The 12,380-nt window shown below is 59.7% G+C and carries 11 protein-coding genes; 10 read left to right on the forward strand and 1 reads right to left on the reverse strand.

From position 1 onward, the window contains the following. The first annotated feature begins 168 nt into the window (after positions 1-168). The 3 genes from ilvI (at position 169) to cra (ending at position 3,604) form a co-directional block, all read left to right on the forward strand. The gene (gene ilvI / locus ACK3CV_RS04065) at positions 169-1,887 is read left to right on the forward strand and encodes an acetolactate synthase 3 large subunit (RefSeq protein WP_033652909.1); all 1,719 of its coding nucleotides are present in this window, start codon (positions 169-171) and stop codon (positions 1,885-1,887) included. 2 nt (positions 1,888-1,889) lie between these two features. Beyond that, complete coding sequence (gene ilvN, locus ACK3CV_RS04070; RefSeq protein WP_004932806.1) at positions 1,890-2,381, forward strand: acetolactate synthase small subunit; 492 nt, start codon at positions 1,890-1,892, stop codon at positions 2,379-2,381. Positions 2,382-2,599: 218 nt separating this feature from the next. Then, the gene (cra, locus tag ACK3CV_RS04075) at positions 2,600-3,604 is read left to right on the forward strand and encodes a catabolite repressor/activator (RefSeq protein WP_004932801.1); all 1,005 of its coding nucleotides are present in this window, start codon (positions 2,600-2,602) and stop codon (positions 3,602-3,604) included. 37 nt (positions 3,605-3,641) lie between these two features. Here the strand turns inward: cra and ACK3CV_RS04080 are convergent, their stop codons facing one another. Continuing rightward, positions 3,642-4,082, reverse strand: coding sequence for an L-alanine exporter AlaE (locus ACK3CV_RS04080; RefSeq protein ID WP_033637098.1), 441 nt, complete (start codon positions 4,080-4,082; stop codon positions 3,642-3,644). Positions 4,083-4,944: 862 nt separating this feature from the next. Between ACK3CV_RS04080 and mraZ the strand changes: the two genes are divergently transcribed. Genes mraZ through mraY form a run of 7 tightly spaced genes read left to right on the forward strand, consistent with a single transcriptional unit; the run spans position 4,945 to position 12,378 of the window. Continuing rightward, on the forward strand, positions 4,945-5,403 hold the full coding sequence (mraZ, locus tag ACK3CV_RS04085) for a division/cell wall cluster transcriptional repressor MraZ (protein WP_025159638.1): 459 nt from the start codon (positions 4,945-4,947) through the stop codon (positions 5,401-5,403). 2 nt (positions 5,404-5,405) lie between these two features. Further along, positions 5,406-6,347, forward strand: a complete 942-nt coding sequence (rsmH, locus tag ACK3CV_RS04090; protein WP_060452775.1) for a 16S rRNA (cytosine(1402)-N(4))-methyltransferase RsmH — start codon at positions 5,406-5,408, stop codon at positions 6,345-6,347. Continuing rightward, positions 6,344-6,664 carry a cell division protein FtsL gene (gene ftsL, locus ACK3CV_RS04095; RefSeq protein WP_012005204.1) on the forward strand — a complete coding sequence of 107 codons (321 nt, stop codon included), beginning with the start codon at positions 6,344-6,346 and terminating at the stop codon, positions 6,662-6,664. Before rsmH ends, ftsL begins: the two co-directional genes overlap by 4 nt. A 42-nt stretch (positions 6,665-6,706) precedes the next feature. After that, a complete protein-coding gene (locus ACK3CV_RS04100) occupies positions 6,707-8,470 on the forward strand; it encodes a peptidoglycan glycosyltransferase FtsI (RefSeq protein ID WP_004932790.1) in 1,764 nt (587 codons plus the stop codon). Continuing rightward, the gene (gene murE / locus ACK3CV_RS04105) at positions 8,457-9,944 is read left to right on the forward strand and encodes a UDP-N-acetylmuramoyl-L-alanyl-D-glutamate--2,6-diaminopimelate ligase (RefSeq protein ID WP_164039413.1); all 1,488 of its coding nucleotides are present in this window, start codon (positions 8,457-8,459) and stop codon (positions 9,942-9,944) included. Before ACK3CV_RS04100 ends, murE begins: the two co-directional genes overlap by 14 nt. Continuing rightward, complete coding sequence (gene murF / locus ACK3CV_RS04110; protein ID WP_033649202.1) at positions 9,941-11,302, forward strand: UDP-N-acetylmuramoyl-tripeptide--D-alanyl-D-alanine ligase; 1,362 nt, start codon at positions 9,941-9,943, stop codon at positions 11,300-11,302. The genes murE and murF overlap by 4 nt, the downstream gene beginning before the upstream one ends. Continuing rightward, a complete protein-coding gene (gene mraY / locus ACK3CV_RS04115; protein ID WP_004932782.1) occupies positions 11,296-12,378 on the forward strand; it encodes a phospho-N-acetylmuramoyl-pentapeptide-transferase in 1,083 nt (360 codons plus the stop codon). The genes murF and mraY overlap by 7 nt, the downstream gene beginning before the upstream one ends. Positions 12,379-12,380: the final 2 nt, after the last annotated feature.

Genomic DNA, 12,380 nt, shown 5'->3' on the forward strand with positions numbered 1-12,380 from the left:
CTTGGCAATAACCATGCCTCCGCTAAGCCATTTTGTCGTTTGCCTGCCCCAAATTCTGACGTTATGTTAATTCGATAGCGACAACCCATAAAAACTTTGGGGCATTGCCCCGCAGCAGGCGCTACGTTCCGGCGCCAGAGAAGAATAAGCAAGCCTGGAGGCAAACCCATGGAGATGTTGTCAGGAGCCGAGATGGTCGTCCGATCGTTGATCGATCAGGGCGTTAAGCATGTATTCGGCTACCCCGGCGGGGCGGTGCTCGATATCTACGACGCCCTGCATACGGTTGGAGGGATCGATCATATTCTGGTGCGCCACGAGCAGGGGGCGGTGCACATGGCCGACGGCTACGCGCGCGCCACCGGTGAAGTGGGCGTGGTGCTGGTGACCTCCGGCCCCGGCGCCACCAACGCCATTACCGGTATCGCCACCGCCTATATGGACTCGATCCCGATGGTGGTGCTGTCGGGGCAGGTGCCCAGCTCGCTGATCGGCTACGACGCCTTCCAGGAGTGCGATATGGTGGGGATTTCGCGCCCGGTGGTGAAGCACAGCTTCCTGGTAAAACGCACCGAAGACATTCCGGCGGTGTTGAAGAAGGCGTTCTTCCTGGCTTCCAGCGGCCGCCCCGGCCCGGTGGTGATCGATCTGCCGAAAGATATCGTCGGCCCGGCGGTGCGGATGCCTTATGCCTACCCGCAGGACGTGAGCATGCGTTCTTATAACCCGACGGTGCAGGGCCACCGCGGGCAGATCAAACGCGCATTGCAAACCATTCTGGCGGCCAAAAAGCCGGTGATGTACGTCGGCGGCGGCGCGATCAACGCTGGTTGCGAGGCCGAACTGTTGGCCTTGGCGGAGCAGCTGAACCTGCCGGTGACCAGCAGCCTGATGGGATTGGGCGCTTTCCCCGGCACCCATCGCCAGAGCGTCGGCATGCTCGGCATGCACGGCACCTATGAAGCCAACAAAACCATGCACCATGCCGACGTGATCTTCGCCGTCGGCGTGCGTTTCGACGATCGCACCACCAACAATCTGGCCAAATACTGCCCGGACGCCACCGTGCTGCATATCGATATCGATCCGACCTCGATCTCCAAAACGGTGGACGCCGATATTCCGATCGTCGGCGATGCCAAACAGGTGCTGGTGCAGATGCTGGAGCTGTTGGCACAGGACGAGAAAGCGCAGGATCACGACGCGCTGCGCGACTGGTGGCAGTCTATCGAGCAGTGGCGTGCCCGCGACTGCCTGGGTTACGACAAGCACAGCGGCACCATCAAACCGCAGGCGGTGATCGAAACCCTGCACCGCCTGACTAAAGGCGATGCGTATGTCACCTCGGACGTCGGCCAGCACCAGATGTTCGCCGCGCTCTATTATCCGTTCGATAAACCGCGCCGCTGGATCAACTCCGGCGGCCTCGGCACCATGGGCTTCGGCCTGCCGGCGGCACTGGGCGTCAAGCTGGCGTTGCCGGAGGAAACCGTGGTGTGTGTGACCGGCGACGGCAGCATTCAGATGAATATTCAGGAGTTGTCCACCGCGCTGCAATATAACCTGCCGGTGGTGGTGGTGAACCTCAACAACCGCTATCTGGGCATGGTAAAGCAGTGGCAGGACATGATTTATTCCGGCCGTCACTCGCAGTCCTACATGGATTCGCTGCCGGACTTCGTCAAGCTGGCCGAGGCTTACGGCCACGTCGGCATCGCCATCCGCACGCCGGATGAGCTGGAAAGCAAGCTGGCGCAGGCGCTGGCGGAAAAAGAGCGGCTGGTGTTCGTCGACGTGACCGTCGATGAAACCGAACATGTTTACCCGATGCAGATCCGCGGCGGAAGCATGGACGAAATGTGGCTTAGCAAAACGGAGAGGACCTGATCATGCGCCGTATTTTATCTGTCTTGCTGGAAAACGAATCCGGCGCCTTGTCGCGCGTGGTCGGGCTGTTCTCCCAGCGCGGTTATAACATCGAGAGCCTGACGGTGGCGCCGACCGACGATCCGACGCTGTCGCGCATGACTATCCAGACCGTCGGCGACGAGAAAGTGCTGGAGCAGATTGAGAAACAGCTGCACAAGCTGGTGGACGTGCTGCGCGTCAGCGAGCTGGTGCAGGGCGCCCACGTTGAGCGCGAGATCATGCTGGTGAAGCTGCAGGCCAGCGGCTACGGCCGTGAAGAGGTGAAGCGCTGCGCCGACATTTTCCGTGGCCAGATCGTGGATGTGACGGCGACGCTGTACACGGTACAGCTGGCCGGCACCAGCGACAAGCTCGACGCTTTCCTGAGCGCGGTGCGTGAAGTGGCGGAGATCGTGGAAGTGGCCCGTTCCGGGGTGGTCGGCGTGTCGCGTGGCGACAAAATCATGCGCTGAGTGCGGTCTGGCGGTGAATAATCAGGGGCGCGGCGTGGCTGCGCCCTTTGTTTTTCGGTATTTTTTGCCCGATTGCTGGCACCTTTCGGCAAAAGCGGTTGCTAGGCAGTGTTTTCTGCTGTTAGATCGCAGAGGCTGGATTGAATAACCGCACGGGATGTCATGGTTAATCCGAGCACAGCCTTCACTTCTATTTTCAGCGTCATTAAGGGGTTAATGTGAAACTGGATGAAATCGCGCGTCTCGCGGGCGTTTCGCGCACGACGGCCAGTTACGTCATCAACGGCAAGGCGAAGCAGTATCGTGTCAGCGATAAAACCGTCGAGAAAGTGATGGCCGTGGTCAGGGAGCATAACTATCACCCGAATGCCGTAGCGGCGGGGCTGCGCGCCGGGCGTACCCGTTCTATCGGTCTGGTGATCCCGGATCTGGAAAATACCAGCTATACCCGCATCGCCAACTACCTGGAACGCCAGGCGCGCCAGCGTGGTTACCAATTGCTGATCGCCTGTTCCGAAGATCAGCCGGACAACGAAATGCGCTGTATCGAGCACCTGCTGCAGCGCCAGGTGGACGCCATCATCGTCTCCACCGCCTTGCCGCCGGAGCATCCTTTCTATCAACGCTGGGCCAACGATCCGCTGCCGATCATCGCGCTGGACCGCGCGCTGGATCGCGAGCATTTCATCAGCGTCGTCGGGGCCGATCAGGAAGACGCCTTTGCACTGGCGCAGGAGCTGCGCACCTTCCCGGCTGAATCGGTGCTGTATCTGGGCGCCTTGCCGGAGCTTTCGGTGAGCTTCCTGCGCGAGCAGGGCTTCCGTCAGGCCTGGCAAGAGGATCCCCGCCATGTCGATTACCTGTATGCCAACAGCTATGAACGTGAAGCCGCCGGCGCGCTGTTCGCCGAATGGCTGAAAACGCACCCGATGCCGCAGGCGCTGTTCACCACTTCGTTCTCGCTGTTGCAGGGCGTGATGGACGTGACGCTGAAGCAACGTGGCCGTTTGCCGACCGATCTGGCAATTGCCACCTTCGGCGACCATGAACTGTTGGATTTCCTCGAGTGCCCGGTGCTCGCGGTGGCGCAGCGCCATCGCGACGTGGCCGAACGCGTGCTCGAGCTGGTGTTGGCCAGCCTGGACGAACCGCGTAAACCCAAGCCGGGTTTGACGCGTATTCGCCGCAATCTGTTCCGCCGCGGCAGCCTGAGCCGCAAGTAGTTCGCTCTACGGGAGCCCGCGTTGTCGGGCTCCTGGTTTAGACGTAGCCCGCCACCCGGAACAGCCGCCGGCAATATTCCAGGAAATAGCCATACACCACGCCCATCGCCATGGAGACCAGCGCATTGCTGGTCACCGCCGCCAGCATTTGTGGGCCGTCGGCGCCTACGCTCCACAGAATGGCGGCATAAACCGGCGACTGGAAGCTGACGTAGGCCAGCAGGTCGGCGAGGTTGCGCAGCACGAACTGGCCGCGCGGGCAGCGGCGCGCCGTGCGGATAAACAGATCGCGATAGCGGCCGTAGGGCCAGGCGATCAGGATGTTGACCGGAATCGACAGCAGGCGCGAAGAGAGGGATTGCTGAAAGCTCATGCCGGAGATCAACACTTCTATCGCCATGCCGGCGATAAAGCAGTACACCACCAGTGCGAACGTATCGGCAGCGGCGCTACGCCAGTGAGCGGCGGGCGAAAGCATGTGTCATCCCCTTTGGTTAAAATGCTGTTAAATTATTAATAATTGGATGTTAAGTCTGAGTTTTTGCGTTTTTTATAGTGTACTAATCTGAATTATGTTTTTTAACTAGGTTTATATTTTTATTTTTAACATTTGTTCGGTTTTTGTCCCGTGGAACCGGGGAAGAGGTGAGGGCGGAGGGATTAAAATCGGCATTTTAAAATAAATTCATTAAAAACATGTGGTTGCGATTTTTTGCTTCAAGTGAGGGTTTTTTCCGGCAGAAATTGTGGAAATAAAGGTGTAAGAAAATGAAACCATAATTGTAAACAGGTATTTTGGGAATAATCTTACCAAATTGATTTAAATCGAAATTACTTCTGCTCGTAATATCCGAGCCATTTATTTTTTTCGCGGCCTCATCACGGCAGTGCAAATTGAAGTAAAATAGCGCCCGGTTTTAAGGTGAATAACGATTGAGCGTTATTAACTCAAGGAGTTATGGCCTTATTCCGCGATCGATTCGCCAGGCGCCGAGCCTTGGCGGGCGCGGCTCGCCAGCGGTTACCGCACTGAGATTGCCGAGCTGAAAAATGAGACATGGCTTGCAGAAGGAAGTAATGAGTTAATTAATCGCCAGTTCGTCAGGTTTTTAATCAGATTCTTTCCGCTTAGAAAATTCTCTCCGTTTATCATGGTGTTAATTTTTATTCGTCGAATAATCAGAGTTTCTTTCGCGAGTCAGCTCCCAAAATGACCAGAGAAATATTGCCAAAGCGCTGGCGCTCTGGCTTGACAAGGTTTTCATACCCTCCGTAAACTCCATTGTGTGGGAATTTGTGGGGTAAAGTGGTGAAAACGGTCACTAAGGGGTAGCTCAGGAATGTTCCGTGGAGCGACGATGGTCAACCTCGACAGCAAAGGGCGGCTCGCCGTACCTACCCGATATCGGGAATTGCTCAACGAGGAATCGCAAGGCCAAATGGTCTGTACCATTGACCTCCATCAGCCCTGCCTGCTGCTTTATCCTTTGCCCGAATGGGAAATTATTGAACAAAAATTATCACGTCTGTCGAGCATGAATCCCGCCGAGCGCCGCGTTCAGCGCCTGTTGCTGGGGCATGCCAGTGAGTGTCAGATGGATAGTGCCGGTCGTTTGCTGCTCGCCAATACGCTGCGGCAACACGCCGGGCTCACGAAAGAAGTGATGCTGGTCGGTCAGTTCAACAAGTTTGAACTGTGGGATGAACAGACCTGGTATCAACAAGTCAAGGATGATATTGACGCTGAACAGTCGACTCAGGAACCGTTGTCTGAGCGGCTACAGGACTTGTCGCTATAAGCATGTTGGAAAACTATAAACACACCACCGTCCTGCTGGACGAAGCCGTCAACGGCCTCAACATCCGCAGCAACGGCATATATATCGACGGTACTTTTGGTCGCGGTGGCCATTCTCGTCTGATTCTGTCCCAGCTGGGGCCGGAAGGGCGCTTGCTGGCGATTGACCGTGACCCTCAGGCGATTGCAGCCGCCAAATCTATTGAAGATCCTCGTTTTACCATCGTACACGGCCCATTCTCCGAGTTGTCGCACTACGTGCGGGAACGTGAATTGGTGGGCAAGATCGACGGCGTTCTGCTCGATCTGGGCGTTTCTTCGCCGCAGCTTGACGACGCAGAGCGCGGGTTTTCCTTTATGCGCGATGGCCCGCTGGACATGCGCATGGATCCCTCCACCGGCCTGTCCGCCGCCGAGTGGCTGATGAAGGCCGAAGCGGACGACATCGCCTGGGTGCTGAAAACCTTTGGCGAAGAGCGTTTCGCCAAGCGCATCGCGCGCGCCATCGTGGAAAGAAACCGCGTGGAGCCGATGACGCGCACCAAAGCGTTGGCGGATCTGATTGCCGATGCCAGCCCGTTCCGTGAAAAGCACAAGCATCCGGCGACGCGCAGCTTCCAGGCGATCCGCATCTATATCAACAGCGAGCTGGAAGAGATCGAGCGTGCGCTCGACGGCGCGCTGGAAGTGCTGGCCCCACGGGGCCGTTTGTCGATCATCAGCTTCCACTCGCTGGAAGACCGCATCGTCAAACGCTTTATGCGTCACCACAGCCGCGGCGCCCAGGTGCCGGCGGGCATTCCGTTGACCGAAGAGCAACTGCGCGGCATGGGCGGGCGAACGCTGAAAGCGCTGGGCAAAATGATGCCGTCGGAAGCGGAAGTGGCGGACAACCCGCGTGCGCGCAGCTCGGTGCTGCGTATTGCTGAGAGGATGCCCGCGTGATCGGCAACGAACGTCACGGCCTGGTCGGGGTGATTGGCGGCGATCTGCTGCGCAATGCCAAGATCCCCCTGATTTTACTGATTGCGTCACTGGTCTCCGCGGTTTTCGTGGTGACCACCGCGCACCGCACCCGCCTGCTGACCGCCGAGCGCGAACAGCTGGTGCTGGAGCGCGATGCGCTGGATATCGAGTGGCGCAACCTGATTTTAGAAGAGAACGCCCTCGGCGATCACAGCCGGGTTGAACGTATCGCGACAGAAAAACTGCAGATGCAACACGTTGATCCATCGCAGGAAAATATCATCGTTAAACAATGAATGGTTTAACCGGAATAATGACACGGAGTAGAAAGGAAACGCATGAAAGCAGCGCGCCCCGGTAAGTTGAGACGCCAGGAAGATCAGGCCAGCTTTGTCAGCTGGCGTTTTGCGTTGCTGTGCGGCTGCATTTTGCTGGCGATGGTCGGCCTGATGCTGCGCGTCGCGTACCTGCAGGTCATCAACCCCGATCGTCTGGTGAAAGAAGGCGACATGCGTTCGCTGCGCGTGCAGGAAGTGCCGACCGCGCGCGGCATGATCAGCGATCGCGCCGGCCGGCCGTTGGCGGTCAGCGTGCCGGTCAATGCGGTGTGGGCGGATCCGAAAGAGCTGAATGAGCGCGGCGGCATCACGCTGGACAGCCGTTGGAAAGCGCTTTCCGATGCGCTGAACATCCCGCTGGACCAACTCTCAAACCGCATCAACGCCAACCCGAAAGGGCGATTCGTTTATCTGGCGCGCCAGGTGAACCCGGCGATCGGCGACTACATCCACAAGCTCAAGCTGCCGGGGATCTACCTGCGGCAGGAGTCGCGCCGGTACTACCCGGCGGGGCAGGTGACGTCGCACATTATCGGCGTGACCAATATCGACGGGCAAGGCATCGAAGGCGTCGAGAAGAGCTTCGACCGCTGGCTGACCGGGCAACCGGGCGAGAGAACGGTGCGTAAGGACCGCTTCGGCCGGGTGATCGAAGATATCTCCTCCGTCGACAGCCAGGCGGCGCATAACCTGGTGCTGAGTGTCGATGAACGCCTGCAGGCGCTGGTGTATCGCGAGCTGAACAACGCGGTGGCGTTCAACAAGGCCGAGTCGGGCACCGCGGTGCTGATCGACGTGAACACCGGCGAAGTGCTGGCGATGGCTAACAGCCCGTCTTACAACCCGAACAACATGGCCGGTACGCCGAAAGAGACCATGCGTAACCGTGCTATCACCGATATTTTTGAACCCGGTTCAACTGTGAAGCCGATGGTGGTGATGACCGCGCTGCAAAACGGCGTGGTGAGAGAAAACAGCGTGCTGAACACCATCCCGTACCGCATTCAGGGCCACGAGATCAAAGACGTGGCGCGGTACTCGGAGCTGTCATTGACCGGGATCTTGCAGAAGTCGAGTAACGTCGGTGTTTCAAAGCTGGCGTTAGCGATGCCGTCCTCAGCGTTAGTAGATACTTACTCTCGTTTTGGGCTGGGAAAAGCGACCAATTTGGGGCTGGTCGGAGAAAGCAGTGGCATATACCCAAAAAAACAACGGTGGTCTGACATAGAGAGGGCCACCTTCTCTTTCGGCTACGGGCTGATGGTAACTCCGTTACAGTTGGCGCGAGTCTATGCAACGATCGGCAGCCTGGGCGTATATCGCCCATTGTCGATCACCAAGGTTGACCCTCCGGTCGCCGGCGAGCGCGTTTTCCCTGAACCTCTGGTGCGCACCGTGGTGCACATGATGGAAAGCGTGGCCCTGCCGGGCGGCGGCGGCGTGAAAGCCGCCATCAAGGGATACCGTATCGCCATCAAAACCGGTACCGCGAAAAAAGTGGGCCCGGACGGCAAATACGTCAACCGATACATCGCTTATACCGCCGGCGTCGCGCCGGCAAGTAACCCCCGTTTTGCCCTGGTGGTCGTCATCAACGACCCGCAGGGTGGGAAATACTATGGTGGCGCAATCTCCGCGCCGGTGTTCGGCGCCATCATGGGCGGCGTATTGCGCACCATGAACGTCGAGCCTGACGCGTTGCCTACCGGTGACAAAAGCGAATTAGTGATTAACAAGAAAGAGGGTTCAGGTGGCAGATCGTAATTTGCGCGACTTACTCGCCCCGTGGGTGCCGACGGCACCCGGGCGCGCGCTGCGGGAAATGACATTAGACAGCCGTGTGGCGGCTGCCGGGGATCTGTTTGTCGCCGTTGTCGGCCATCAAACGGATGGACGCCGCTATATTCCGCAGGCCATCGCGCAGGGCGTCGCCGCCGTGATCGCCGAAGCTGACGGTCAGGCCGAAGACGGCGCCATCGTTGAAATGCACGGCGTGCCGGTGATCTACCTGAGCCAACTGAACCAGCGCCTTTCCGCGCTGGCCGGGCGTTTTTACCACCAGCCGGGCGAGCGTCTGCGTCTGGTCGGCGTGACCGGCACCAACGGCAAAACCACCACCACCCAACTGCTGGCGCAGTGGAGCCAACTGCTGGGCGAAACCAGCGCGGTGATGGGCACCGTCGGCAACGGCCTGCTGGGCCAGGTGTGTCCGACCGAGAATACCACCGGTTCTGCGGTGGATGTTCAACACGTATTAAACGATTTGGCGGAACAAGGCGCGACCTTCGCCGCCATGGAAGTTTCTTCGCACGGTCTGGTGCAACACCGGGTGGCGGCGCTGCCGTTCGCCGCGGCGGTCTTCACCAACCTGAGCCGCGATCACCTGGATTACCACGGTGATATGGCTAATTACGAGGCGGCCAAATGGTCGCTGTTCGCCGCCCACAGCGTGGGGCAGGCGATCATCAACGCCGACGATGAAGTCGGTCAGCGCTGGCTGAGCAAGCTGCCGGATGCGGTGGCGGTGACGATGCAGGGCAACCTGCAGCCGGGCGGCCACGGCCGCTGGCTGAAAACCACGGCGGTCGACTATCACGACAACGGCGCCACTGTTCGCTTCAGCTCCAGCTGGGGCGACGGCGAGATCGAAAGCCGCCTGATGGGTGCTTTCAACGTCAGCAACCTGCTGTTGGCCTTGGCGACGCTGCTGTCGCTGGGCTATCCGCTGGAGGCGCTGGTGGATACCGGCAGCCGTCTGCAGCCGGTCTGCGGCCGCATGGAAGTGTTTAACGCGCCGGGCAAACCGACGGTAGTGGTGGATTACGCCCACACGCCGGATGCGCTGGAGAAAGCGCTGGAAGCCGCGCGCCTGCACTGCCAGGGGCAGCTGTGGTGCGTGTTCGGCTGCGGCGGCGATCGCGACAAGGGCAAGCGTCCGCTGATGGGCGGCATCGCCGAACAGTTCGCCGATCGCGTGGTGATCACCGATGACAACCCGCGTACCGAAGAGCCGCGCGCGATTATCAACGATATCCTGACTGGATTGCTGGACGCCGGGCAGGCGCTGGTGATCCACGGCCGCGCCGAAGCGGTAACCAGCGCCATCATGCAGGCGCAGGAACAGGACGTGGTGTTGGTGGCGGGCAAAGGCCACGAAGATTACCAATTGGTAGGCAACCGCCGCCTGGATTACTCCGACCGCACGACGGTCGCCCGACTGCTGGGGGTGCTGGCATGATCCCTGTCTCTCTTCAGACACTGGCTGAGGTATTGAGCGCTGAGCTGATTGGCGCCGATTGCCAAATTGTCGAGGTGACGACAGACACCCGCAAGGTGACCGCCGGTTGCCTGTTTGTGGCGCTGAAAGGCGAGCGTTTCGACGCCCACGACTTCGCGGCGGATGCCGTAGCCGCAGGCGCCGGGGCGCTGCTGGTCAGTAAGCGCTTATTGGTGGACGTGCCGCAGCTGGTGGTGCAAGACACCCGTCTGGCGCTGGGGCAGCTTGGCGCCTGGGTGCGTCAGCAGGTGCCGGCGCGCGTGGTGGCGCTGACCGGCTCCTCGGGCAAGACATCGGTGAAAGAAATGACCGCCGCCATTCTGCGCGAATGCGGCGAAGTGCTGTATACCGCCGGCAACTTCAATAACGACATCGGCGTGCCGCTGACGTTGCTGCGTCTGGAACCGCAGCATGACTTTGCCGTGATAGAGCTGGGCGCTAACCACATTGGCGAAATTGCTTACACCACCGCATTGACGCGGCCGCAGACCGCTTTGGTGAACAACCTGGCGGCGGCTCACCTGGAAGGCTTTGGCTCGCTGGCCGGCGTCGCCCAGGCGAAAGGTGAAATCTTTACCGGCCTGCCGGCCGACGGCGTGGCGATCATCAACGCCGATAACAACGACTGGCCGCACTGGCAGAGCATGCTGGGCGGCAAAACCGTCTGGCGCTTCTCGCCGCAGGCCGCCGCAGGCGTGGACTTCTTCGCGGACGACGTGCGGGTAAACGGCGCGGGCACGCAGTTCACGCTGCACAGCCCGTTCGGCACCGCCGAGATCGCGCTGCCGCTGCCGGGGCGCCACAACGTGGCCAATGCGCTGGCGGCGACGGCGCTGGCGATGTCGGTGGGCGCCACCCTCGAAGCGGTGCGTCAGGGGCTGAAACAGCTGCAGGCGGTGCCGGGGCGTCTGTTCCCGGTGGCGCTGGCCGAAGGCAAGCTGCTGCTGGACGACAGCTATAACGCCAACGTCGGGTCGATGACCGCGGCGGCGCAGGTGCTGGCAGAGATGCCGGGCTACCGCGTGATGGTGGTCGGCGATATGGCCGAGCTGGGTGCGGAAGCGGAAGAGTGTCACCGTCAGGTGGGCGAAGCCGCCCGTCTGGCCGGCGTCGACAAAGTGATCAGCGTCGGCGGTTTGAGCCGCGTGCTGAGCGAAGCCTCCGGCAACGGCGAACATTATCAGGACAAGACTGCAGTGATCGCGCGCGTGGCGGAATTACTGTCGGAACATGCGGTCATTACCGTGTTAATCAAAGGTTCACGTAGTGCCGCAATGGAGCAGGTAGTACGCGCGTTACAGGAGAAAGCACCATGTTAGTTTGGCTGGCCGAGCATTTGGTCAAGTATTACTCAGGCTTCAACGTCTTTTCTTATCTGACGTTCCGAGCCATTGTCAGCCTGCTGACCGCGCTGTTCCTGTCGCTGTGGATGGGCCCGCGGGTGATCAAGCGTCTGCAAGAAATGTCCTTCGGCCAGGTGGTGCGCAACGACGGCCCCGAGTCGCACTTCAGCAAGCGCGGCACGCCGACCATGGGCGGCATCATGATCCTGACCTCCATCACCATTTCGGTGCTGATGTGGGCTTACCCGTCCAACCCGTATGTCTGGTGCGTGCTGTTCGTGCTGGTGGGGTACGGCATCGTCGGCTTCGTCGACGACTACCGCAAGGTGGTGCGTAAGGACACCAAAGGGCTGATCGCCCGCTGGAAGTATTTCTGGCAGTCGGTGATTGCACTGATTGTCGCATTCGCCATGTACGCCGTAGGAAAAGACACGCCAGCCACCGAGCTGGTTGTGCCGTTCTTTAAGGACGTGATGCCGCAACTGGGCCTGCTGTATATCCTGCTGGCCTATTTCGTCATCGTCGGCACCAGCAACGCGGTCAACCTGACCGACGGCCTGGACGGCCTGGCGATCATGCCGACGGTATTCGTGGCGGCCGGCTTCGCGCTGGTGGCCTGGGCGACCGGTAACATGAACTTCGCCAACTACCTGCATATTCCGTATCTGCGTCATGCCGGTGAGTTGGTGATCGTATGTACCGCCATCGTGGGCGCCGGCCTCGGGTTCCTGTGGTTCAACACTTACCCGGCCCAGGTGTTTATGGGTGACGTCGGTTCGTTGGCGCTGGGTGGCGCGCTGGGCACCATCGCGGTGCTGCTGCGCCAGGAGTTCTTGCTGGTGATCATGGGCGGCGTGTTCGTGGTGGAGACGCTGTCGGTGATCCTGCAGGTGGGATCGTTCAAGCTGCGCGGGCAACGCATTTTCCGCATGGCGCCGATTCACCACCACTATGAATTGAAAGGCTGGCCGGAACCGCGCGTTATCGTGCGCTTCTGGATCATTTCGCTGATGCTGGTGCTGATTGGCCTGGCAACGCTTAAGGTGCGTTAATC

It is taken from the genome of Serratia sp. TSO36, from assembly GCF_057808395.1.